This is a genomic window from Colwellia marinimaniae (assembly GCF_002207865.1).
Lineage (GTDB): Bacteria > Pseudomonadota > Gammaproteobacteria > Enterobacterales > Alteromonadaceae > Colwellia > Colwellia marinimaniae.
Genome location: NZ_BDQM01000023.1, coordinates 18947 through 43508, shown reverse-complemented (window position 1 = coordinate 43508; position 24562 = coordinate 18947). Strand labels below are relative to the sequence as shown.

Annotated in this window: 16 protein-coding genes and 3 tRNA genes; 11 read left to right on the top strand and 8 right to left on the bottom strand. The window is 39.9% G+C overall.

The annotated features are described in order from the left end of the window. Window positions 1–141: 141 nt before the first annotated feature. The gene (locus MTCD1_RS13070; protein WP_057180789.1) at window positions 142–840 is read left to right on the top strand and encodes a 2OG-Fe(II) oxygenase; all 699 of its coding nucleotides are present in this window, start codon (window positions 142–144) and stop codon (window positions 838–840) included. Between the two features lie 151 nt (window positions 841–991). Further along, window positions 992–3307 carry an FdhF/YdeP family oxidoreductase gene (locus MTCD1_RS13065; protein ID WP_057180788.1) on the top strand — a complete coding sequence of 772 codons (2316 nt, stop codon included), beginning with the start codon at window positions 992–994 and terminating at the stop codon, window positions 3305–3307. A gap of 83 nt (window positions 3308–3390) precedes the next feature. On the opposite strand, the gene MTCD1_RS13060 is transcribed toward MTCD1_RS13065, so the two are convergent. Beyond that, window positions 3391–4428: a formate dehydrogenase accessory sulfurtransferase FdhD gene (locus MTCD1_RS13060; RefSeq protein ID WP_057180787.1), complete on the bottom strand. Its 1038-nt coding sequence runs from the start codon at window positions 4426–4428 to the stop codon at window positions 3391–3393. 281 nt (window positions 4429–4709) lie between these two features. On the opposite strand from MTCD1_RS13060, the gene MTCD1_RS13055 reads away from it, so the two are divergent. Together MTCD1_RS13055 and MTCD1_RS13050 are read left to right on the top strand one after the other, a co-directional pair. After that, complete coding sequence (locus tag MTCD1_RS13055; protein WP_057180786.1) at window positions 4710–5819, top strand: NAD(P)/FAD-dependent oxidoreductase; 1110 nt, start codon at window positions 4710–4712, stop codon at window positions 5817–5819. A 135-nt stretch (window positions 5820–5954) separates the two neighbouring features. Then, window positions 5955–7223 (top strand): GGDEF domain-containing protein, encoded by a 1269-nt coding sequence (locus MTCD1_RS13050; protein WP_057180785.1) that lies wholly within the window; start codon window positions 5955–5957, stop codon window positions 7221–7223. 8 nt (window positions 7224–7231) lie between these two features. Here MTCD1_RS13050 and MTCD1_RS13045 read toward each other — a convergent pair whose 3' ends face one another. The 3 genes from MTCD1_RS13045 to murQ all read right to left on the bottom strand — a co-directional run bounded on the left by MTCD1_RS13045 (window position 7232) and on the right by murQ (window position 12367). Beyond that, complete coding sequence (locus MTCD1_RS13045) at window positions 7232–10201, bottom strand: FAD-binding and (Fe-S)-binding domain-containing protein (RefSeq protein WP_057180784.1); 2970 nt, start codon at window positions 10199–10201, stop codon at window positions 7232–7234. Window positions 10202–10245: 44 nt separating this feature from the next. After that, window positions 10246–11358, bottom strand: coding sequence for an exo-beta-N-acetylmuramidase NamZ family protein (locus tag MTCD1_RS13040; RefSeq protein ID WP_231733001.1), 1113 nt, complete (start codon window positions 11356–11358; stop codon window positions 10246–10248). Window positions 11359–11440: 82 nt separating this feature from the next. Beyond that, window positions 11441–12367, bottom strand: coding sequence for an N-acetylmuramic acid 6-phosphate etherase (murQ, locus tag MTCD1_RS13035; RefSeq protein ID WP_057180782.1), 927 nt, complete (start codon window positions 12365–12367; stop codon window positions 11441–11443). 223 nt (window positions 12368–12590) lie between these two features. Here murQ and alr point away from each other — a divergent pair, with 223 nt between their 5' ends. Beyond that, window positions 12591–13673 carry an alanine racemase gene (gene alr / locus MTCD1_RS13030; protein ID WP_057180781.1) on the top strand — a complete coding sequence of 361 codons (1083 nt, stop codon included), beginning with the start codon at window positions 12591–12593 and terminating at the stop codon, window positions 13671–13673. Window positions 13674–13709: 36 nt separating this feature from the next. Here the strand turns inward: alr and queE are convergent, their stop codons facing one another. Then, window positions 13710–14378: a 7-carboxy-7-deazaguanine synthase QueE gene (gene queE, locus MTCD1_RS13025; protein ID WP_057180780.1), complete on the bottom strand. Its 669-nt coding sequence runs from the start codon at window positions 14376–14378 to the stop codon at window positions 13710–13712. Between the two features lie 139 nt (window positions 14379–14517). Here queE and queC point away from each other — a divergent pair, with 139 nt between their 5' ends. The 3 genes from queC (at window position 14518) to MTCD1_RS13010 (ending at window position 16793) form a co-directional block, all read left to right on the top strand. Further along, on the top strand, window positions 14518–15174 hold the full coding sequence (gene queC / locus MTCD1_RS13020) for a 7-cyano-7-deazaguanine synthase QueC (protein ID WP_057180800.1): 657 nt from the start codon (window positions 14518–14520) through the stop codon (window positions 15172–15174). Between the two features lie 401 nt (window positions 15175–15575). Beyond that, entirely contained in the window at window positions 15576–16184 is a 609-nt protein-coding gene (locus MTCD1_RS13015) for a MarC family protein (RefSeq protein ID WP_057180779.1), read from the top strand. A 396-nt stretch (window positions 16185–16580) separates the two neighbouring features. After that, the gene (locus tag MTCD1_RS13010) at window positions 16581–16793 is read left to right on the top strand and encodes a hypothetical protein (RefSeq protein ID WP_057180778.1); all 213 of its coding nucleotides are present in this window, start codon (window positions 16581–16583) and stop codon (window positions 16791–16793) included. Window positions 16794–16841: 48 nt separating this feature from the next. Here the strand turns inward: MTCD1_RS13010 and uvrB are convergent, their stop codons facing one another. Next, window positions 16842–18863, bottom strand: a complete 2022-nt coding sequence (gene uvrB, locus MTCD1_RS13005; protein WP_057180777.1) for an excinuclease ABC subunit UvrB — start codon at window positions 18861–18863, stop codon at window positions 16842–16844. After that, complete coding sequence (locus tag MTCD1_RS13000; protein ID WP_057180776.1) at window positions 18860–20248, bottom strand: MATE family efflux transporter; 1389 nt, start codon at window positions 20246–20248, stop codon at window positions 18860–18862. The genes uvrB and MTCD1_RS13000 overlap by 4 nt, the downstream gene beginning before the upstream one ends. Before the next feature lie 662 nt (window positions 20249–20910). Here MTCD1_RS13000 and MTCD1_RS12995 point away from each other — a divergent pair. From MTCD1_RS12995 to MTCD1_RS12985, 3 genes are all read left to right on the top strand, one after another. Beyond that, window positions 20911–20986, top strand: a tRNA-Asn gene (locus MTCD1_RS12995). A 104-nt stretch (window positions 20987–21090) separates the two neighbouring features. Next, window positions 21091–21166, top strand: a tRNA-Asn gene (locus MTCD1_RS12990). A 104-nt stretch (window positions 21167–21270) separates the two neighbouring features. Beyond that, a tRNA-Asn gene (locus MTCD1_RS12985) sits at window positions 21271–21346 on the top strand. Window positions 21347–22296: 950 nt separating this feature from the next. On the opposite strand, the gene clpA is transcribed toward MTCD1_RS12985, so the two are convergent. After that, window positions 22297–24555: an ATP-dependent Clp protease ATP-binding subunit ClpA gene (clpA, locus tag MTCD1_RS12980; protein ID WP_057180775.1), complete on the bottom strand. Its 2259-nt coding sequence runs from the start codon at window positions 24553–24555 to the stop codon at window positions 22297–22299. Between the last annotated feature and the right edge of the window lie 7 nt (window positions 24556–24562).

Sequence of the window (24562 nt, the reverse complement as noted above, 5' to 3'; positions counted from 1 at the left end):
ATCAAAGCCAGACAAACATAACATTAATGCAACAAATATTACAAGTATGTTACAAAATATTTATGGTTAAGTTAAATTACCCCTAGTATGTCATATAAAAATGTCAGTTAAATTTACGCAAAATAGCTTTAAGGATTAATAATGAGCCAATTTATAGGTGTGTTTGACCACGCACTATCCGATGATCTGTGCGACAAACTAATAAAAGGTCATCAAAGCAGTGATAAAGTAGTAAAAGGTCGTGTTGGTCATGGGGTGATGACACATCTTAAAGATAGCATGGATGTCACTATGGTTGAAAAAGAATGGCAAGCACTACAGCTTGAGCTTATTAACGCCAGCTATCCCCATGTCAAAGCTTATTTGACTAAGCATTACATGGCGTTAATCTCAGCTTTAAACCCAACAGTCACAGATCCCGACACAGGCTTACCTACCTCGGTAACGAAAGAGAATTTTGACCGTTTAGGCACAGCTTACTTAGACCAGTTGATCCAGTACGTTTTTTGTTACGACAATTTCACCGTGCAACGCTACGAGCAAGGGGTTGGTGGCTATCATTACTGGCATTCGGAAATTTTCCCGCAGTTACCACACAATAAGCCATTACACCGGGTATTAGCGTTTTTGTATTACTTAAATGATGTTGATGAAGGTGGCGAAACAGAATTTCATTATCAAGGCATAAAGGTTAAACCTAAAAAAGGCTCATTAATTATTTTCCCTGCCGGTTTTACTCATACCCATAAAGGTCATATTCCTTTGTCGGATGAGAAATACGTGGTGACTTCATGGCTAATGTATAACAAAGCTGAACAGCTCTATGCTAAGAAGGGCTAGCTGTATTCATTTCAGCACACAAAAGCCCAATAACACTGAACGCAAGCCAGTTGAATGACTGGCGTCTAACCGCTGCCTCCGTATATAATTGATTCATGAATATCTGTTGATATTTTTCAATGGTCTGCGTCGTTATTTCAAGGTGTATTTTGTGTCTAAACATTTCAGTAAAAAGCCCAACAAAGCCGGTGGTTTTTCCTCATTAACCTCGACCTTAAAACACATCATGCGAAGCCAGCAACCACAGACTAATGTCAAAAATTTATTAAGAGCAAATAAGGATAAAGGCTTTGATTGTCCGGGCTGTGCTTGGGGCGATGAAAAAGAAGGTTTACTGCAGTTTTGTGAAAATGGCGCCAAAGCCATTGCGTGGGAATCTACCAGTAAAAAAGTTGATGCCACTTTTTTCGCCCAATATAGTGTCCGCCAGTTACAAAAACAAAGTGATTATTGGTTAGAGTATCAAGGTCGGTTAACTGAGCCGATGAAGTACAATAAAGACACTGATCATTATGAGCCTATTAGCTGGCAAGATGCCAATCAGCTGATAGCAAATAAACTCAACAGTTTATCTTCGCCCAATGAAGTAGAATTTTATACTTCTGGCCGCGCCAGCAATGAAGCCTCGTTCCTTTATCAATTATTTGGCCGACTCTACGGCACTAATAACTTTCCTGACTGCTCAAATATGTGTCACGAAGCCAGTGGTATCGCGTTAAATGAAGCCATTGGTATTGGTAAAGGCACGGTAATATTAGACGACTTTAACCACGCCGAGGCGATATTTGTTTTTGGACAAAACCCGGGCACCAATCACCCTAGGATGATGAATGCCTTGCGTAAGGCCGCACGAGGCGGTTGTAAAATAGTAAGCTTTAACAATTTAAAAGAAGTCGCACTGGAACGTTTTGCCAGCCCGCAAGATCCTATCGAGCTTTTTACCCCCAAGGCAACAACTATCAGCCACGCTTATTTTACCCCTAAATTAGGCGGTGATATGGCGGCTGTTCGTGGCATGGTCAAAATAATTCTCGCCCGTAACGCAGAGCAAATAGAAAACGGCAAGCCCGCACTAATCGATAATGACTTTATCAAACAACATTGCCAGCAATTTGACCAATATCAGCAAGTGGTTAACGACACCTCATGGCAACAAATTGAACAACAATCTGGACTATCGTTTAAAGAATTGTCGCAAGCGACGGATATATTTTTGCACGCAGACACGGTAATTTGTACTTGGGCCATGGGCATCACCCAACATAAACATTCTGTCGCGACCATTCAAGAAATTGTTAATTTACAGTTGTTGTCTGGCAATATTGGTAAAAAAGGTGCCGGTTTGTGTCCGGTGCGTGGTCATTCCAATGTGCAAGGTAATCGCACCATGGGCATCAATGAAAAGCCTACGGCGGCGTTTATCGAGCAACTTTCACAAGCCGTTAATGCTCAACTACCCAAAGAAAAAGGTCATAATGTTTATTATGCCTTAAATGCTTTTTTACAGAAAACCAGTAAGGTATTGATTTGTTTAGGGGGTAATATCGCCCAAGCCGCGCCCGATACCAAACAAACCCATCAAGCATTAAAAAATACCGAGTTGAATGTGCAAATAAGTACAAAACTCAACCGTAGTCATTTATGCATCGGTGAAGACGCGCTCATTCTGCCCTGTTTAGGCCGCACTGAAATAGATAATCAAGCCACTGGTGAGCAGTTTATTACCGTGGAAGATACTTTTAGCATGGTGCATGCATCACAAGGTAGCGTAGTGCCCCTAGCAAAGACCATGCACTCTGAAACCGCCATTGTCACGGATATTGCTGATGCTACCTTAACTAACTCCACGATAAACTGGCAACAGCTAAAAGGCAATTATGATCTTATTCGTGATTTAATCGAACAAGCCATCCCAGGATTTAGTAATTTTAATCAACAGCTTGAACAACCTGGCGGCTTTTATCTTGGTAACAGTGCCGCACAACTTCAATGGCACAATCCTCAAGAAAAAGCCTTGTTTACTGCTAATTGTCTGCCAACAAGTATTATCAACATATCTACAGAGCAAGTAAACGAACTGCAAAAAAAGAATCAGCCACTTTATACCTTACAATCTTTACGGTCACACGATCAATTCAATACCACCATCTATGGCATGGACGATAGATACCGTGGCGTTAGTAACGCCAGAAATGTATTATTTATCAACGAAAAAGATGCTTTAAAACAAGGATTTAAAGATAACGACTATGTCGACATCACCTCTATTTGGTCGGATAACCAAGATCGCACGGTAACTAACTTCATCTTATGTTTTTATGATATTCCACGCAGTAATCTGGCCGCTTATTACCCAGAAACCAACCCGCTGGTGCCACTGGACAGTTATGGTGATCGCTCTTATACACCCACCTCAAAATCGGTGGCGGTGATCATCAACAAAGCGCTAAAACCACCGTTGATTTAACTGGAATTACCGCAGGGGCGCGTGCTGGTGCTGCTTGATTATTTCTACTCTAGCTTTACTCCATATTTATTCGATATAATCAGTTAAGCATTAGTTAAGCGCCAATCACCATGATAGACATTAAAGCCTTTATCACTAACAAAACCAATCAAGGTTAAATCAAATTGCTTAGCTGCTTGTATGGCAAGATCAGAAGGTGCTCCAACACCGACTAAAACATGAATACCGGCCATGATGGTCTTTTGTACTATTTCAAAGCTTATTCGTCCACTAACAAGCAGTAAACATAACCTTGCTTGTTGCGACGATTTTGCAGAGTTACCATGCACTGACTTATTTTGCACGTCGTTGGATGTTAATAAAGCGCCAATCACCTTATCTACCGCGTTATGACGACCGATATCTTCATAGATATGTTGTAAATTTAGCTTTTGATGCAATGAGCGAGCTAACGGTAGCTCAGCTGCTCCTGCTGGCTCTCTGTTACACTCTAGCCCAAATAAGGCTACGCCATGTACACCACCCGTTTTATCAAATAGACCTTGTTGACCACGCATTTTACTGGATAATAAAAGTAATGACTGTGCCACTAGAACATTTTTATGTTCAACAAAAGATAAGTTTATTACCGTCTTAAGCTCTAGTGTTTTTAAGGAGGTAGTGCCACAAAGGCCACAACTAGAATAGCTCATCATATATCGTTCTAATGAGGATAAGTCGGGGATAACCCCGGCATTAAAGAGTACTAACCACTCATTTTGCCCGCCTTGCCCCGTTATATCGTCAGACTCTAGTTTTATTGACTCAATATCACTAAGTTGCTTTATCACCCCTTCACTATGCAATAAGCCGATTATCAATAAGTAATCGTGTCCCGGTGTGCGCATGGTAATAGTGAATACTCTGTTTTCCACCACGCCTTGTGCTAGCCAAGATAAAGTGATCTGCAAGGGTTGTTCAACAATAACCGTATCGGTACTGGTTTTCCTTATCAGTGTGCGCTGATTCTTTTCTGTAACCGCAGCTAAAACGGCACTTTTCCCCGTTCCTCCAGGGCTAAAGGAGTAGCTTACCTTGTTGATGGTTTTTGTTGAACGTAGAGCGCTTGCAGTATTTTCCATATGAAATTGTATTACTATTTTAAGGGTGCTTAATGAGTAAAGTTTACCGCCTAACCTTAAAACAGGAAAGCGCTAGTTACCTTGATTAACGAATAAGAGTTAAAATATGGTCTAGCTTTTGTTGCATAACAATTTATTCAGGCTAAATTATCTTTTGTCTATCGAGCCTAGGTAAAATTTACTAAAAAATAGAGTAGATGTTTGTTTTATCGCTATAATTAGCACACTTAGGGTCACACTTACCACCAAGGTAAAGTGTGCTTGTTATTACGTAGGATAGTATGGATAAAGTAGATGTGCTTATTGTTGGCGCGGGTGTTATTGGTTTAGCCATTGCAGCAAAACTCAGTCAACAGTTAGATGATGTGTTAGTGATTGATAAAAATGCTAGTTTTGGTGAAGAAACCAGTAGTCGCAACAGTGAAGTGATTCATGCGGGTATTTACTATCCACAAAACAGCCTAAAAGCAACGTTCTGTGTGCAAGGCAAAACCTTGCTTTATCAATATTGCCAAGAGCGCCATATTCCCGTTAATAAAATCGGCAAGTTATTGGTTGCCCAAGGCCCAGTAGAAGAAGCTTACCTTAAAAAAACCATGCTCAGCGCTAGCAAAAATGGCGTTGATGATCTTACCTGGATTGCTCAAGCCCAATTAAAACAGCTTGAACCTGAACTAAGAGCGACGGCGGCTATACATTCTCCGTCAACGGGCATCATTGACAGTCATGCTTATATGCAAAGTTTATTAGCACAAGCTGAACAAAATAACGCTATGTTTGTTGCCCAAACCAAAATGATTACTGCCCTAGCTACACCAGATGGTTTTGACGTTAGCTTAGATAGCCAAGGTGAACGGCTATCCATTCACTGCAAATATTTAATTAATTGCGCGGGATTACACAGTGTATCGTTAGCACATACCATCAAGGGCTTAGATAAAAAATTTATTCCCCAGCTACATTGGTGTCGTGGTCATTACTTTTCTTATCAAGGAAAAAGTCCTTTTAAACAGTTGATATACCCTATCCCGCGTGACAATGGCTTAGGTATTCATGCCTCACTTGATATGGGTGGCCAGTTAAAGTTCGGCCCTGATACTCAATATATTGAACATTTGGATTATGACTTTCCAGAGAAACTGAAAGACAAGTTTATAACGCAGGTATCGCAATATTTTCCCACGTTAGCAATCGATAAGTTACAACCAGCTTACGCGGGTATTCGCCCTAAATTACAGGGGCCTAATGATGCTTTTAAGGATTTTGTTATTCAAACAAGTCAAGTACACCAACTTAAAGGCCTAATAAATTTATTTGGTATTGATTCACCGGGCTTAACCTCTAGCTTGGCCATCGCTGATTATGTTGCTGAGCGGCTAAAAGTTGTTTAATTGCTCATGCTGTATTACGTTTAAAGGAGTAACATTTTTACCTGCTAGTCTCTCAAGCGAATAAATTAACGTTAACACTCATTTATTTTGCTATAGATGTTTGCAACGACTTAGCTACTTTAAGGGATATTTTCTATGCAAAAAGTAAAGGAGACTCAGGGAAGTGGTGAACTTTATGGTGTTATGTCACTGCTATTGTTAACGTTAATCATCTCAGTCTTGTTATTTCTCAACATAGAAAAAGTTAAAAGCATTGATTTACACTCAGCTGACATTAAGGTTATTGATGATAGTAGCGTGCTAGGTGCCTCAATCGCCAAGGTAGTAAAGACCAATCAAGGACTTGAATTTTCATGTCAATTAAAAAAATCGCATCTAGATCAACCTTATTGTCAGTTAATTATTAATGTACAGGATTTAAGTAAACAAGCCCCCTTCACCGGCTTAGACTTATCTAGTTATGAGAAAATTGGTTTATGGATACAGCATAATCATCCAACACAACCCGGTACCCGTATAGAATTACGCAACTTTAATGCGGATTACTCGCTCAATGCTGAAGAAAAAAGCCTAAAATATAATAGTTTAGAGTATTTAGAAGCTTACGTTAGTAACCCCGTTTGGTTAACACTCAATGATTTTTATATCCCTCAATGGTGGCATAATAGCCATAATTTAGCGTTAACTCATGGCGGCACCGATTTTGCCAACATCTATAGTATAGTCATAGCACCCAGTACAACAGTAGCAGCAGGTAACTATAAAATAACCCTGGAACGTATTGAGTTTAAAGGTAAATATGTCAGTTCAACCACGCTGATTTCAATATTAATTGCCATATGGAGTTTAGCGCTAGGTTATTTAATCCATCGTGCTAGTCGCCCGAAAGAGCGTGCAGCGGAAGTTTCAGCTCAACCTGCACCAGCAATAGCCTTTGGTGCTCAGACTGATGCCTTAACGGGCGCACTTAATCGTATTGGTTTAAGAAAATGTTTTGATCAACTGGCGCCAACTGACTTACAAAATTTAAGTATTATCTTTTTCAATCTAGATGACTTTTCAGATTTATACCCGAAATACGGTCAGCAAATGGTAGATAAGCTTTTACAACAATTTGTCAAGCAAATTAATAGCTCCTGCCGCTCTAGCGACACGATAGCTCGCTGGAATAGCGAAGAATTTTTATTGGTCTGCCCCGATACCAGCCTGGCACAAGCCATGGCAGTAGCGGATAAAATTAGAGCCAGTATTTTAGCGACTGCTTGGCCAAACGACATTCAACTATCTTGCAGCTCAGGTGTTGCACAAATGCACGATGAAGATTTAAATGATCTTATTGCTCGAGCTAATAAAGCGCTTTATAAGGCAAAAAACACCGGCAGTAATCGCACGGCGGCCGCTTAATTTATACCTTAATCACTGCACTGATCTAATAAATACAGTATCGATTGATAAGATATGCCTGAATGCTCGGTTAGCCCTATTTCACACGTGCGAGAGTTACTCAAACCTCGTTGACAACCCGGTGGTATTTGAGCTTTTAAAGGCGCCAAGGCACTTTTATTGAGTTCCGGTAAATAAAAACCTTTATCTCCGGCAAAACCACAACAACTGATATTTTCTGGTTCAACAATATTGTCACTACATAGCTGGGCAAGTTGCTTTAAATAACGGCCCTGGTCCATTTTTTCACTGCTACAGCTATTGTGTAGCATAAAACATTCATCGCTTTTATTAATCTGTAATTTATCCACCACATACTTGGCGATAAACTCAGTCGCTTCAAATATTACCAACCTAGTGGCAGAATTATCACTGTCTTCCCCTTGATTCAAGGTCAGTGCACATGGACTAGCATCGGTGATGACCGGCCATTTACCTTGCTCTGAAGCCGTGACTACTTTTGCTAAAAATTGCTGCCTTTTATCTTGAGAAATCTGTGCTAAGCCTTTTGACTGCCATGGCATGCCACAACATAATTCACCACTGCCCTTTGGAATAATGACGGTAATATTGGCTTTTTTACATAGTGACAAGACGACTGCAACTAAACTGCGTTTATCGGGTGCTTGTTCATCACAACCAAATATACGATTGGCACATGAAGGGATATAGACAACTTTGTTTGCCGCCTTAGTTGTTGCTACCGGTGTTGCTACCTGAGTTTCAATATTGCTGGCAACAGGTGCTGAGAGCAGATGGTTTTGACCATTAAACTCACCTTCAGCAATGACTTTAGCCCCGGCTGGCCAGGCTTGAAACCATAAAGGTATGGCATTATTACTCAAGGTACTAACAGCCTTAAAGGACTTTTTAGTGAACTTATTACCGGCGATATGATTTATCGTAGCCACTGTATTTAAACCCAACCTAGCAATACTCGACACTGCAGAAAAATTATCTGCGATCACTTTAGCCGAAAAGGTTTTTACCTTACTGCCAGTATTTTTCTTTTCTCTTAGCGACTTGATAAACATGCCGGTATCAATACCCACTGGACATTGTTGACCACATAGCCCAGTGGCCGCACAACTATCGATAGCAAAAAACTGATAATCTTTTTCCAAAGCTCTTAACTGAGCGGTTAACGCTATTTTTTCCGAGTCATTGGCATGAGAAATTTGTTGGCTTAATAGGGCTTTTTGTCGCCATAACGCAATGCGTTGACGTGGGGTGAGGGTGAAATCTTTCGAAGGGCACACGGGTTCACAAAAGCCACATTCAATGCAGGTATCAATAATGTCATCTGTCGCCATCATGGTTTTTAAGTGGCGTAGATGGGCCTCGCTATCGTCATTGATGATAACGCCAGGGTTAAGTATGCCTTTAGGATCAAACAATGTTTTTATTTGTTTCATCACTTGATATAAGTCCCCGCCCCACTCCATTTCCACAAATGGCGCCATATTACGACCCGTACCATGCTCAGCTTTAAGCGAGCCTTGATAGTCAATGGCAACCATTTTAGTTACCTTAGCCATAAAGTCACGATAACGACTGATTTCCTTGTCACTGGCAAACGTTTGAGTGAAAACAAAGTGTAAATTTCCGGCTAAAGCATGACCAAAAATTATCGCTTCATCATAACCAAATTGCTTAAATAATTGCTGTAAATCGTTAACACCTTCTGCCAGCCTTGCCAGTGGCAGGGCAATATCTTCAATGATGACTGTGGTTCCCTTTGGGCGGACTGAGCCAACGGCAGGAAACATGCCCTTGCGTATTTTCCATAACGCCTCGATTTCGTCTTTATCAATAGTAAAAGCTTTTTGTGCTTGAATAGACTTTTCCACAATTTTAATATGGAGCAATAATTGCTGCTCATTGACTTGCAGTTGTTCGACGGTATCGGCACTTATTTCAATTAACAAGGCCACGCTTTCTGCGTTTAAAGGCTTATCAATATTTACAATCGAAGCAAGTTGACCGTGGACACTGTTTAACGCCCGAGCATCCATAATTTCTACTGCATCGACACGTTCTTGAGCTAAGGACAAAACAAGATTACAAGCAATATCCATATTATCAAAAATAAATAGCCCGGCAGATTTATGAGGCAAGACCTCGATCGTGTGGAAAGTAATGTTATTAATAAAAGCCAGTGTTCCTTCTGAGCCTATAATTAAGTGACTAATAATGTCGATAACATCGCTATAATCAACCAGCGCATTTAAGCCGTAGCCGGTGGTGTTTTTTAAGCGGTATTTATGCTTAATTTTAGTGACTAAAGCGTGATCCGCATTGACGTAGTCAACAATTTTCATCAAGCGAGTGGTAAAACTTTTGTTTTGCTGAAGAAATGTTTCCCTTGATTGACTATCAGCGGTATTTAACTGGCTGCCATCAGCAAATATCAAATCTATATCCGCCAGGGTATGATAACTATTGTCTTTTACCCCACAACACATGCCCGAAGAATTATTAGCGGCTATGCCACCTATTTTGCAACTATTGATCGAGGCGGGATCAGGACCTATTTTACGGGCATACACCTGTAGTGCTTTATTTGCGTGAGCGCCAATAACGCCTGGCTGTAGAGAAATTTTTTCTCCTTGGTCTAAGATCTTTATTCCCTGCCAAAGGCTTGATAAAATTATCAACACTGAATCACTAATGGCTTGACCGGACAAGCTAGTCCCAGCCGCACGAAAAGTGATGGCTACTTGATATTTATTAGCCAGTTTTATCACTTGGCGTACCTGAATATCGCTATCAAGTTGCAAGACAACTTTTGGTACTAAGCGGTAAAAACTCGCATCGGTGCCATAAGCAAAGCGTTGCAAATAGCGCTCAATTACATTGTCTTTTGGTAGGATTTTGGCAACAGCCTGACTAAATTCTATAAATGCGCTTGCCGCTACGGTTTGCTTCGCACTAGCCATCAAAATTTTCCTTATAAAGCGGTAGTTCCATAAAAAATTCTTCGCTAATTAATATCGGGATAGAGCAAATAAGGCCGACGCTTTACTCTAAAGCTATCGATATCAGCCTGCCAACTTTGTTTTATTTGTTGAGCACTTTGTCCCGAAATAATCGCTTTTCTTAATTTATCCGTGCCTGCTAATTTATCCATAAATTTTGGACTGTTAAAGAAAATGAGGCCTTTTTTTGCAAAGGCTTGATACCAAGCCAGTAAATAATGTAAATTTAAACCTTGGCTAGCAACATGGCGAAGATCTTCTCCCTGTAGCTTTACCTGCATTAATTTTGGCTTAGTTGCGGCCCCTAACGTTGACACTGGGGTAAAGGTGAAACTGCCTAGATTAACTTTATCATGACCGATCACCTGAAAGGGAAATGGCGTGCCCCGACCAATACTTACCGGTGTGGCTTCAAAGAAGGTTAATGAGGGATATAAAGCGATGGCCTGATCATTCGGTAAATTAGGGCTTGGTTTTACCGGTAAGCTATAGGCGAAATCTCTCTGATAATTTTTCACTTTAACTACCGTAAGCGCCAAGTGCTTTTTACTGGTTAACCAAGCTTCTCCTTTAATCATTTGTGCAAGCTCTGCTACCGTCAGCCCGTGTAGAATAGGTATGGGGTGCATGCCAACAAATGAGCGGAATTCTTTTTCAAGTACGGGACCATCAATAAAACTACCATTAGGATTAGGTCGGTCTAAGACGATAAATTCAATACCCGCATCCGCTGCCGCTTCCATCATGTAATGCATAGTACTGATATAAGTATAAAAACGCACACCAACATCTTGAATATCAAAAACAATGACATCAAATTGTTTCATGATACTTAATGAGGGTTTACGGGTTTTACCATACAGTGAAACCAGAGGGATACCTGTTTGACTATCAAAGCTTGAAGCAAACTTTTCACCGGCATCTCTATTACCGCGGAAACCATGTTCTGGGGCAAAGATAACGTTAATATCTATATGCTTTTTTAACAAAAAATCCACTAAATGCTCATCAAAAACCTTAGAGGTCTGATTGACCACTAAAGCAACTCTTTTGCCTTTTAGTTTTGGTAAGTACCGCGATACTTGCTCGGCGCCAACGATTATAGGTTTTACTGTCATCGCACTCGCCGGTAAATTAACTAAGAATAGCGAGCAGTAAAACAATAACGTCAGCCTTTTTAAAAACATACTTATCACAGCATTAACAGCCTTGTTGCTCAATAGCTTTACGCAAAAAGCCTTTATTTGCCAATAATGCTGCTTTAGCTTGGCTAAGGTCTAAACCAGTTAAGACCATTAAACTGGCAAGTTTTGTCTGATTATTTGCTTGGCCAAGGGCGTGCTCTGCGGTAGAAAAATCACACTCAGTTGCCTGCATGACAATGCGGATGGCTCGAGCATATAACTTTTCGTTACTGGCATTGACATCTATCATTAGGTTTTTATAGCTTTTGCCACTACGGATCATACTGGCAGTACTGAGCATATTTAAAATGAGTTTTTGTGCAGTTCCTGACTTCATCCGAGTAGAGCCTGTTAGCACCTCGGCACCAACTACCGCGCAAATATCAACATCACTATTTTGTCCATAACTACTGTTAACACTACAGCTAATACCGATAACTGCAGCGCCCTGCTCCTTAGCAAATGCCATTGCTGATAACACGTAAGGCGTTCGACCACTGGCAGCGATGCCCACTAAGACATCTTTGCTAGATAAATGCACCGCTTTCAAATCATCTATTGCCAGTTGTCTATTATCTTCAGCACCTTCAACAGCTTTATACATAGCGCCAGCACCACCAGCAAGAATGCCAATAACTTGCTCACTCGACACACTAAAAGTAGGTGGGCATTCAACCGAGTCAAGTACTCCTAATCGACCGCTGGTACCGGCGCCAATATATATAAGTCGACCACCACAGGCAAAAGCCTCAACGATAAGATCAACCCCTTGCGCAATTTCGGGTAACAATTGACCGACAATAACCGCTACTTTTTGATCTTCTGTGTTTATTTTTTTGACAACACCAAGTGAATCAAGTAAATCAATATCTAAGGTATTGGGGTTTTGCCCTTCAGTGCTAATGTTTTTAAGCTCATCAACTAAATCTGCTTGCCTGTTCATGGAATCATCTCGTTGTGGTTATCTGGCCTAATGGTTACTTCATTTCATTGACTAAATTCAGCTGAAATTTGTCAACTAATGATAAAAACACGATTAAGATAAGGTGCACTATAGTTATCATGGTACACTTATAACTAATAATAAATAGAGAAATTAACGACCTTTTTCATAGTCGAATTGATTTTTTTCGCCACTTTTCATCCGTTAGTTATCACCCTATTATATGAGCTATATCTCCAGACTTACGCAAGCCGTTATCGACCTAGATGCCTTAGTTAAAAACTACCAATATATTGATAGCCTCGCCCCTAACAGCAATACCATTGCGGTGATTAAAGCCGATGCTTATGGTCATGACGCGAATAAAGTTGCCCATGCGCTAAGCGCAACCGTTAATACTTTTGCTGTCGGTTTTATTGATGAGGCAATGGCGCTGCGCAGTGCGGGTATTAATAATACTGTGCTTATTCTTGAAGGACCTTTTAAAGAAAATGACTTTCAGTTGGCACAACTGCATAATTTTTCATTAATGCTGCACAGTGATTATCAAATAGCGTGGCTGAGATCTCTTAACGTTGAATTTTCTGGTGATATTTGGTTAAAAGTAGAGACTGGCATGAACCGCTTAGGTTTTCATCTTGAGCAAGTCGACCACATCATGACACAGTTAAGCCAGCAACAAAGAAGTAAGCTGGTATTGTGCTCGCACTTTTCTTCGGCTGAACAGCTTGATAGTGTAAAACCGGTAGAGCAATTGGCTAAGTTAATGAGCTTAGTCGAAAAATATCATTGTCAATTTAGTATGGCGAATTCCGCGGGTATTTTAAATTGGCCCGCAAGTCATGGCGATCACACTCGATTAGGCTTAGCGCTTTATGGTATTTCTCCTATTGGCAAGAGTCCACTAAGCCAACCACTCATCCCAGTGATGACCTTACAAGCCAATATTATTGCGATACATACCTTAAAAATTGGCGAAACCGTTGGTTATGGCGACATTTGGCAAGCGAAAAGAAAATCTACCATAGCAACCGTTGCTATTGGCTATGCCGATGGTTATCCGCGCAATGCAAAACTTGGCACTCCGGTCTTCATTAAGGGTAAAGTTGCCCCACTTGTGGGTCGAGTTTCAATGGATATGATCACCGTAGATATCACCGATTTAACCAACATAAATATTGGCGATACTGTTGAGTTATGGGGTAAAAATATCAGTATTGATATCGTTGCTCAACACAGTGATAGCATTAATTATGAATTATTAACCCGAGTGTCAAAGCGTGTCCCCAAAGTGGTTACCGGTTAAGGTTAATCACCTTAACAGCAAAACGAGCCATAGCACTTATTCAATACCGATATATTTGTGTACTTGTATCGATAAACGCCAGTTATTAGCAATACATGTTGCTATCGCTAACTCTGTTGCTCGCTTCTTTTGGCTAATCGGCTGTAAGTAAATAGCGGTATTTTCTACCTTATGCAAGGCCAATAAAGCTTTCAAGTCATCGACATGTTGCTCTGTCGCAATAGGATGCTTTATTTCATTGGCACGTGACATAGCGCTTGCTAAAATTTTATAGCCACCGCGCATATTAATTTTAGGCGAAACGGTTACCCAACATTTTTCTGTGGTAATAATCTCAAACGTGCCAGAAGTTTCAATTTGTGTACTATAACCTTGTTGTTCAAACAACTGACATAATGGCGTTAAATCAACCATACAAGGTTCACCGCCAGTGATAACTATGTGTTTCGCTTGAAAGTTCTTATCTTGCACTAAGGCAAAAATTTCAGCAACAGTAAAACTAGACCATTGAGAGGTCTCCGCTTTTTTAGCTAACATAATGTCAGGACTAACTTGATCATCAAGCTCAATTTGCCAAGTATGTTTAGTATCACACCACGAACATCCTACAGGACAGCCTTGTAATCGAATGAAAATTGACGGTTGTCCGGTAAAAGAACCTTCACCTTGAATGGTTTCAAAAAGCTCATTAATTTTATAGTTCATGGGTATTATGGTTTTCTCTGCTACATGGTGGTGTGTTTTATTAGGCATAGTGCTCACTTTCTGCTTTAGCCCATTGTCTATTTCAAGTAAAATAACAGGCGTTTTATATTATACCTTAGATCAATTAAGAGAGCTTCAAATGACTGAAAAAGTTGTTGTTATTTATTCTGGTGGCATGGATTCCTTTACTGTATTAAACCGTGCTCAAAAAGACGGTAAACAAGTTTTTGCTTTGTCATTTAATTATGGACAACGTCATGTAAAAGAATTGCAGTGCGCTAGCACTGTCTGTAATGGGCTCGGTATCAACCATAAGGTAATTGATATTTCGGCAATAAATCAATTATTTGCTGGTTCTTCTCTCACCGATGATATCGATATTCCCGAAGGCCACTATGAGGCTGATAGTATGAAGTCAACCCTAGTACCCAACCGTAATATGATTTTACTTTCTTTAGCCGTAGCTTATGCGGTGTCGGTTGGTGCTGAGCAAGTTTATTATGGTGCCCATTCAGGTGATCATGCCATCTACCCCGATTGTCGCCCTGAGTTTGTCGAAAAGATGAATGATGTTTGTAAAATAGCGAATTATGAAAGTGTTGAAATTTTCAGCCCCTATTTAACCGTGAATAAAACCGCAATCCTCGCTGATGGTATTGCTATGGGTCTTGATTACAGTAATACTTGGACCTGTTATAACGGTCGAGATAAAGCCTGTGGCAAGTGTGGCGCATGCCAAGAGCGCTTAGAAGCTTTTTTTGAAAATAATATCACCGACCCAATTCCCTACGAATAAAACGCCTTAATAACATTATCCCGGCATTAATTTCATCAACAACATTGACGTAATTAATGCTCTGTTGGCTGCTAGGTTTTAGCCGTATCAATGCTTAGTCTTCCAATGAGACCACCACTGTACTTCAGTGGCTTAAAGGCTAATTATTAAAAAATATTTACCGCAGACATTATAAATTAACCTAGTGCACCTTATTGCTATATTGGCTAAGGGTATTTTGCGGATAAAATTATAAACAATTCTTACTCACTATCTCGTGTCAGAGTTAAATTATGCTGGCGACTACAAAATGATCTTATTCGAGAACCTTACTTAGTATAAAATAATGACCATTAAATCAGTGATATGTATCGGATTAAATTTATATATATCAGGAATTTACCATTTTTACGGTGATTATTATGATCGACTATGTTTCAGTGTTTATCTTTTTCTTTGCGGTTATTGACCCTGTCGGCACTATTCCGGTATTCATTGCGGTTACCAGTCGCTTTGATGAAAAAGTTAAACGTAAAATAGCACTAAAGGCAGTGCTTGTCGCAACTGGAGTTTTATTGTTTTTTATTATTGCTGGTGAAGTAATTTTAACTGCCATTGAAATACCTTTGCCTGCCTTTGAAATAGCCGGAGGAATTATTTTATTCATGTTTGCCATAACCATGATATTTGGTGATAGTAAACCTGATGAGGAAATTGGCATGGTAAGAAATGATAGTGAGACCGCTATATTTCCTTTAGCGATACCTTCGCTTGCTAGCCCTGGAGCAATGCTTGCTGCTGTACTATTAACCAAAAATTCAACGTTTAGCATTCTTGAACAAGTCCAGACTGCTGGTGTAATGATTTCTGTTTTAGCGATTGCTTTTATATTTATGTTAGCAGCAAGTTCGATACACCGATTTATAGGCAATAGCGGCTCAAGTATTATTAGTCGGGTTATGGGAATGATTTTAGCTGCTGTGGCAACAAACAGCGTATTGTCTGGTGTAAAGATCTACTTTGAGCTTTAGGCATCGATATACTTGTTGAAAGTGAAAATCGCGCCTTAAAGTAACTCGACTCATATCGATTAAATCATCTGTTCAAGGTCGCTTATTTCCCCTAAGCAGCCTTAACTTTTTGCTCAGAATAATCCACGGTAAGGATAGCTAGGCGCGGGAATTTTCCACAAAAGTTACGCTAACATACCGGGAAATCACCGAAGCACGTGCCCTCATGATAAAATTGTAAAGAAAACACTCAAAGCTAAATGAGTTTCAAATAATTAACATAATGCTTTTGAATAACTTAACTGAATATAGATTATTATCTTCCATTGATTTTTTTTTAAGATAAAAAATGTATAACCACTAGCACATTTTAGCCCTAGACTTATAAGGTGTTCAATGAAAAGTTGAGGTTGCCTTATGAGTGCTACGTGGAAGCATCAAGCACGACGTTTGAAGCAGATGATTGATGCAAATAATGAAACTCAAGCTCACCTTTATATGGAGCGGCTATTATTATTTCCCCTCGATATTCAAGATAAAATAATAGAAGATATTAGTCACCTCCCTCACTGCAATAGTGATGCGGTTGCTAATATTCTTGGCCAATATTCAATACAGGAGTTAAAGTAGCTGCAAAGCTACTTTAACTGGATTATGGCAGATATTTATGGTCATAAATCAGCTTGATAATTGCTGTATTCGCAGTTTGGCAATTTTGTCACGTACCGCGGCAGCTTGTTCAAACTCTAAATTTTGCGCGTGATTCAGCATTACTTTTTCAAGCCCCACTATTTTAGTATCTATTTGCGCAGTGGTTAACAGGGGCTCTTCTGCTTGCTGGCTAATATGATAATGTGCATTAGCTGCTGCTACCTTATCAAGTGCTTTGGCATCACTATAACTGCCAACATCCATTACATCGGTGATTTTACTAATAATACCTTTGGGAGTAATATTATTATCTAAATTATATTGGTGCTGTTTCTCTCTACGTCGATCGGTTTCATCTATAGCCCGTTGCATTGAACCCGTTACTCTGCCTGCATATAAAATTGCTCGGCCATTGATATTACGTGCAGCTCGGCCAATCGTTTGAATCAAAGAACGTTCAGAGCGTAAGAAACCTTCTTTATCTGCATCTAGAATGGCAACTAAAGAGACTTCCGGCATATCTAAGCCTTCTCGAAGTAAATTGATACCAACTAAGACATCAAACTTACCCAACCTAAAGTCCCGTATAATCTCGACCCGTTCAACCGTATCAATATCTGAATGTAAGTAGCGGGCTTTGATACCGTGCTCATCCAGGTAATCGGTTAAATCTTCGGCCATGCGTTTTGTTAATGTGGTTGCCAATACCCTTTCATTTAGCGGTAAACGTTTGTGTATTTCTGATAACAAGTCATCTACTTGTGTTTCAACCGGTCTAACTTCAATTTGCGGATCAAGTAAACCGGTCGGCCTCACCACTTGCTCCGCAATATCACCGGCGCATTTGTCTAATTCATATTGACTTGGCGTAGCCGAGACGTAAATAGTTTGTGGCGAAAGTGCTTCAAATTCCTCAAACTTCATTGGCCTGTTATCTAGAGCCGATGGTAGGCGAAAACCATATTCCACTAAGTTTTCTTTACGCGACCTATCGCCTTTATACATGGCACCAATTTGAGGCACGGTAACATGAGATTCATCAATAATAAGTAAACCATCATCAGGTAAGTAATCGAATAACGTTGGTGGCGCATCGCCTTGTTCTCTACCCGATAAATAGCGAGAATAATTCTCTATACCAGAGCAATAACCAAGCTCTGTCATCATCTCAATATCAAACAGGGTTCGTTGGGTAAGACGCTGCTCTTCAACTAACCTATTAGCATCTCTGAGTTGCTGTGTTCGGTGTTTAAGCTCAACTTTAATTTTCTCAATTGCCGCAACAACTTTTTCTCTCGGTGTCGCATAGTGTGTTTTAGGGTAGACAGTTACACGAGCCAGTATTTTTTCCACTTGTCCCGTTAGTGGATCGAATTGACTAATGCGCTCTACTTCTTCATCAAAGAGCTCAATACGTAAGGCTAGCCGGTCTGACTCGGCTGGAAATATATCAATGACATCTCCACGTACTCTGTAGGTTGCTCGCGCAAAAGCGATATCATTACGAGTATATTGCAACTCAGCAAGTCGGCGTAAAATGTCACGCTGATTAATAATGTCACCTTGGCTAATATGTAACATCATTTTTAAATAGGAGTCAGGATCACCCAAGCCATAAATAGCAGAGACTGACGCAATAATAATAACGTCTCGACGTTCTAACAACGCTTTAGTAGCCGATAAACGCATTTGCTCGATATGTTCATTTACCGAGGCATCTTTTTCGATAAAGGTATCAGTAGCTGGCACATAAGCTTCAGGCTGATAATAATCATAATAAGAAACAAAATACTCAACCGCATTGTTAGGAAAAAACTCTTTCATCTCACCATAAAGCTGAGCTGCCAAGGTTTTATTCGGCGCTAAGATCATGGTGGGTCGATTAAGTTTTTCAATCACGTTAGCAATGGTAAAGGTTTTCCCTGAGCCAGTTACGCCTAAAAGAGTTTGATAGGCTAGACCCGATTCAATACCGTCTAAAAGTTGTTTTATTGCCTTGGGTTGATCTCCGCTTGGGCTGTAATTCGAGCAAAGGGTTAGATTTTTCATAGCACTTGCTCCGTTGTCCCAGGCTCAAGAGGGATGAATTGCTTGGTAAACAGTCGATATGAAATCATAGCCATAAATACATTGCCGAGTAATGCTCCGGCGAAAAGGCCCGCTAAACCGTAAAATAAACTACCTAAATAGGCTAAGGGTAAATAACAAACAAAGAGTCTTACAAAACTTAAAGCTAAAGCTATCATGGGTTTATGCAAAGCATTAAAGGAAGAATTTGTTAAGATGATAATGCCTTGCAAGCCATAGCCCAAGGGTAGTATCCAAATATAGAGTTTAATTAAGTCTGCAACTTCTGCCTCTTTGGTAAACACACTCGCGATCCAATGTGCGCAAACAGCCAATAAAAAATAAATTAAAATTTGCCAAACTAGGATAAATTTTATCGCGACTTTATAAGCTTGTTCGACACGATGCAATTGACCAGCGCCGAAGTTTTGGCTAATAAAGGGCGGTAAAGTCATCGAAAGAGCCAGGACTATTAAACAAGCGATTGATTCAAGTCTTGAACCAACACCAAAAGCAGCGACAGCTGATTCACCATAGGTGGCTACTATGGTGGTCATTATAGCGGCAGCAAGGGGCGTTAACATATTTGCCCCTGCTGCAGGTAAACCAATTTTCAAGATATCTCGACAAGCACTGAGCAACTCTTTTAAAGGCAGCATACTAGTATGAATAAGATCATATTTTTTAGTTAAAATGTACAGTACAAAGCATAAACCAAAAAGCCAAGAGATCAGGGTCGCAATTGCCGCCCCTTGTATTCCCATCGCCGGTACTGGACCGAAACCAAAAATAAAAATGGGGTCAAGTACTGCGTTAATCAGGCCCGCACTGCCCATAATGATACTGGGTGTTTTAGTATCTCCTGAGGCACGTAAAACAGCATTACCTATCATAGGGCCAATTAAGCAAACACTACCTATATACCAAATATCCATATACTGATGGATTAAAGGTAATAAAGACGGCTGAGCACCCAGTAGAGTAAATAATGGATCGGTAATGAAATAGCCGACTAAAGATAAACATGCCACGATAATAGCGGTTAAATACATAGCTGCTGTGGCGACATTTTTTGCCGACTTGGTATCTTTTTTACCTATACATTTGGCGATAACGGCAGATGTCCCTATTCCCAAACCAATAGTAAAACTTAGTACGGTGAAAGTAACAGGAAAAGTAAAACTTATTGCTGCTAGGGATTGAGTGCCGAGAAGACTGACAAAAAACGTATCGACTAAGTTGAATGTCATCAACATCACCATGCCATAAATCATTGGAATGGTCATACGCTTTAGCGTGTTAGCAACGGGGTCTTCAAGTAGGTTAACTTGCTTGCTATTTCGTTGGGATAAATCTGTTTTGGTCATTTGGTTACTATCGTGATTCTAATGGTAAGACAAGGTAAATTATATGCAGTGATGTATTGTAAAAGATTAACTTACTTTTACCTAGTGTAGATTTATTCGTTTAACTTTGATTGATGAGCAAGTAGCCGCCAATAAGAATTATTTTTAATAACCCTACTGGGTCTTAAAGCTGAAATTCGATAACTTAAAAGACAATAAGCGTCTCGTTAAAGTAAATGAGTAAATAAAACCACAGCCAGTAAAAATCATTAGCGGACTAGTTGTTCAAAATTTACTCTAAATTAACAAAAAAACACCAATACCAGCTAAGTCATTGAAAATAAAAAGGTAATTATATAACGTCAAATACGTTGACATCGAGCCAAGTCAAACAAAACGTTATGGTTATGCTACTTTACACTTTAACTCACATAGTTATCCACAGGAATCGTGGATAACTAAATCCTATAAGTAATTGAAATTATTTAACCACTTTGGCTTATGGAAAGCATTTGAATAATCGACGTGTTTAAAAAACACCCTGAAACTGTTGTAAAAGCCACACTTCTGAGTACATTTTCAACAAACAAATATATTTTTAGATTTTTATTGTTTTTGTGTTGACACTTAGGCCACAGGTCTTTAATATTCCGCCCCGTTAGCCACTGAGGTTAACGCGAGATTCCCCAATAGCTCAGTTGGTAGAGCGATGGACTGTTAATCCATGTGTCACTGGTTCGAGCCCAGTTTGGGGAGCCACATTTACAATTAGCGATAATAACCAAGTATCGTTAATTGGTTTTCTAAGTCTAACTTAGAAACAAGTTTCAACTTCATTGATAAACAGAAGTTAAAAAGTTTATTCCCCAATAGCTCAGTTGGTAGAGCGATGGACTGTTAATCCATGTGTCACTGGTTCGAGCCCAGTTTGGGGAGCCACATTTACAATTAGCGATAATAACCAAGTATCGTTAATTGGTTTTCTAAGTCTAACTTAGAAACAAGTTTCAACTTCATTGATAAACAGAAGTTAAAAAGTTTATTCCCCAATAGCTCAGTTGGTAGAGCGATGGACTGTTAATCCATGTGTCACTGGTTCGAGCCCAGTTTGGGGAGCCACATAAGAACAAAAGAAACCTACTTTACGTAGGTTTTTTTTCGCCTGTAGAAAGCCTATTGAACCGATGGTATAAACTGGTAAGAATATATTCCCCCTATCGCTTACTTGCTAGCACGATGGCATTCACTGGCTCTAGCCAAGGTCAGCCAAAAATATGGCTGCCACATTAGCATATGGAAAAACCTGTTTTTGCAGGTTTTTTTCGTCTAGAGAAAACTATTGCACTGATATAACAGACGTATGAGCTAATAGCACCGATGGTAAAGTAATGGACTACTATCAACGACAATAAAGGGCATGTGTTACGGTCAAGCCACTTAAATCGGGCGTTGGCCGCTAGATTTAACTAACAAGCTACCGTTAGCGGTTTTTATTACCAGGCATATGTCTCAATCGACAAATACCTGGTATTTTGCCATTTTTCCTACGTATAAAATAGCTCACTTAATTAATGGCTCTGTGGTAGTTTGGTGTTGTTGAGTAAACGAGCGAGACGCATACACGCTCATTGACATCAGGACAATATGCTCAGGATAATTGCTCCTGCATTATCTTATAAGGTACGTCCTGTACCGTCTGCATTGTCTAATAAGTGACATCCATGTAACGTCTGCCACCGCGATATACCGTTCGTCAGCCTCCATGGGGCTCTACACAAGCATCAGGACAGTGTGCTCAGGATAATAGCTCCTGCATTATCTCATAAGTCACATCCATGTGACGTCTGCACTGTCTAATAAGGGTATATCCATATACCGTCATGCTGGTGAAGCTCGCTCTTATCACATCAGCAACACATTTCTTTAAATCAGTGTGTTACATTATAGACAACAGTGTTCTACAACAGAGCCTAATTAATGTACTTGGTATTAGCTACAGACGTACAATAGACTCGCATAAAAAAGCCCTACTAAGTTTCCTTGTAGGGCTCTAGATTAATTACTGTGAATTATTCTTTTACGGTAATCAATTCCTTTTTACTTTCGTAGTTAAACACCAGCTTATCTTTTTTAACATCAACTTTGGCTACGCCACCCTGTGTTAACTCACCAAAGAGTAACTCATTAGCCAATGTCTTTTTCAAATGCTCTTGAATCAGGCGAGCCATAGGTCTAGCACCCATAGTTTTGTCGTAGCCATTATCAGCTAACCACTGCCTCGCTTCTTTACTCAATTCAAGTGAAACACCTTTGTCATCCAGTTGTACTTGTAATTCAACAATGAATTTATCAACCACTTGCTGAATTACAATGTGATCTAAATGATTAAACCAAACAATATTATCTAAGCGATTTCTAAACTCAGGTGAAAATATCTTATTAATTTCACTTAAGCCATCAAGACTGTGGTCTTGTTGTTTAAAGCCAATGGATTGACGCACTGTCTCTTGTACGCCGGCATTGGTTGTTAACACTAAAATAATATTTCTAAAGTCAGCTTTTCGACCATTATTATCCGTTAAAGTGCCATGGTCCATGACTTGTAGTAAAATGTTGTATACATCTTCATGTGCTTTTTCAATCTCATCTAACAAGACCACGGCATATGGATGTTTTAACACAGCATCGGTAAGTAGACCACCTTGTTCATAACCAACGTACCCAGGAGGTGCTCCGATAAGGCGGCTAACGGCATGTTTCTCCATATATTCCGACATATCAAAACGCAGCAATTCAACGCCTAAAATTTTAGCTAATTGTTGAGTTACTTCCGTCTTCCCCACTCCAGTAGGACCGGCAAAGAGGAAAGAGCCAACGGGCTTTTCTTCACTGCCTAGGCCAGCTCGAGATAAACGAATAACGGATGAAAGCTCACTAATAGCTTGGTCTTGACCAAAAACAACCAGCTTTAAGTCACGATCAAGATTTTTAAGACTATCCTTTTCAGCGAGTGATACTGATTTTTCAGGAATTCTAGCCATTTTAGCGACAATGCTTTCAATATCAGTATTATCAATGACTTTTTTCCGCTTATTAGCTGGAACAAGTTGCTGCTTGGCTCCCGCTTCATCAATGACATCAATGGCCTTGTCTGGCAAAAATCTTTCGTTAATATATTTAGCAGATAGTTCCGCAGCAGCCTGTAACGCTTTATTGGTATAACGAATACCATGATGGTTTTCATACTTCTCTTTAAGGCCGTGCAGTATTTTAGTGGTATCGGCAACGCTAGGCTCGCTAATATCAATTTTTTGGAAGCGACGAGCTAATGCGCGATCTTTTTCAAAAATACTTTGATATTCTTGATAAGTAGTAGAGCCTAAACAGCGAACCTTACCAGCAGAAAGTAGCGGTTTGAGCAGGTTAGAGGCATCCATCATGCCACCAGAGGCTGCTCCCGCACCTATAATAGTATGGATTTCATCAATAAACAGTACCGCATTTTTTTCTGCTTCAAGTTCTTTCAATAAAGATTTAAAGCGTTTCTCGAAGTCGCCACGGTATTTAGTACCCGCTAATAAAGCGCCCATATCAAGAGAGTAAATGGTCGCATCGGCTAAAAACTCAGGCACCTGTTTATTGACAATCATATTGGCTAAACCTTCAGCAATGGCGGTTTTACCAACACCTGCTTCACCAACTAAAAGAGGGTTGTTTTTTCGCCTTCGACTCAATACTTGTAAGGTACGTTCAAGCTCCTCATCACGACCGATTAAAGGGTCTATATTGCCTTTTCGAGCTTCTTCGTTAAGGTTAACTGAAAAGTTTTCAATAGTACGGGGTTCATCTTCACTTTGTGGTTCACCATCGAATGCTTGGGTGGAACTTTCATCAATTTTCGCGATGCCGTGAGAGATATAATTAACAATATCAAGGCGACTAATATCTGATTTTTTCAAAATATAAGCGGCTTGCGATTCTTGTTCGCTGAAAATAGCGACTAATACATTCGAGCCACTGACTTCATTTTTACCCGAGGATTGCACATGAAAAACAGCTCGTTGTAGCACACGTTGAAATCCTAACGTTGGCTGGGTTTCACGTTCTTCTTCCCCTACAGGGATCATTGGCGTTGTTTCACCAATAAAGTCTAATAAGCTTTTACGAAGTTTAGCCAAATCAGCACCGCAAGCTCCAAGTGCTTCAATCGCTGAGGGGTTATCTAATAAGGCCAGCAGTAAATGTTCTACTGTCATAAATTCGTGGCGAGATTCTTTAGCTTGGCGAAAAGCTAAATTAAGTGATATTTCTAAGTCTTTGTTTAGCATAACTACT

Bases quoted from the DNA above. Each gene is read 5' to 3' on its own strand.
- MTCD1_RS13050 (WP_057180785.1), top strand. From the start codon at position 5,955: ATGCAAAAAGTAAAGGAGACTCAGGGAAGTGGTGAACTTTATGGTGTT.
- MTCD1_RS13070 (WP_057180789.1), top strand. From the start codon at position 142: ATGAGCCAATTTATAGGTGTGTTTGACCACGCACTATCCGATGATCTG.
- murQ (WP_057180782.1), bottom strand. From the start codon at position 12,367: ATGAACAGGCAAGCAGATTTAGTTGATGAGCTTAAAAACATTAGCACT.
- queE (WP_057180780.1), bottom strand. From the start codon at position 14,378: ATGAACTATAAAATTAATGAGCTTTTTGAAACCATTCAAGGTGAAGGT.
- uvrB (WP_057180777.1), bottom strand. From the start codon at position 18,863: ATGAAAAATCTAACCCTTTGCTCGAATTACAGCCCAAGCGGAGATCAA.
- MTCD1_RS13040 (WP_231733001.1), bottom strand. From the start codon at position 11,358: ATGACAGTAAAACCTATAATCGTTGGCGCCGAGCAAGTATCGCGGTAC.
- MTCD1_RS13045 (WP_057180784.1), bottom strand. From the start codon at position 10,201: ATGGCTAGTGCGAAGCAAACCGTAGCGGCAAGCGCATTTATAGAATTT.
- alr (WP_057180781.1), top strand. From the start codon at position 12,591: ATGAGCTATATCTCCAGACTTACGCAAGCCGTTATCGACCTAGATGCC.
- MTCD1_RS13055 (WP_057180786.1), top strand. From the start codon at position 4,710: ATGGATAAAGTAGATGTGCTTATTGTTGGCGCGGGTGTTATTGGTTTA.
- queC (WP_057180800.1), top strand. From the start codon at position 14,518: ATGACTGAAAAAGTTGTTGTTATTTATTCTGGTGGCATGGATTCCTTT.
- clpA (WP_057180775.1), bottom strand. From the start codon at position 24,555: ATGCTAAACAAAGACTTAGAAATATCACTTAATTTAGCTTTTCGCCAA.
- MTCD1_RS13060 (WP_057180787.1), bottom strand. From the start codon at position 4,428: ATGGAAAATACTGCAAGCGCTCTACGTTCAACAAAAACCATCAACAAG.
- MTCD1_RS13000 (WP_057180776.1), bottom strand. From the start codon at position 20,248: ATGACCAAAACAGATTTATCCCAACGAAATAGCAAGCAAGTTAACCTA.
- MTCD1_RS13010 (WP_057180778.1), top strand. From the start codon at position 16,581: ATGAGTGCTACGTGGAAGCATCAAGCACGACGTTTGAAGCAGATGATT.
- MTCD1_RS13015 (WP_057180779.1), top strand. From the start codon at position 15,576: ATGATCGACTATGTTTCAGTGTTTATCTTTTTCTTTGCGGTTATTGAC.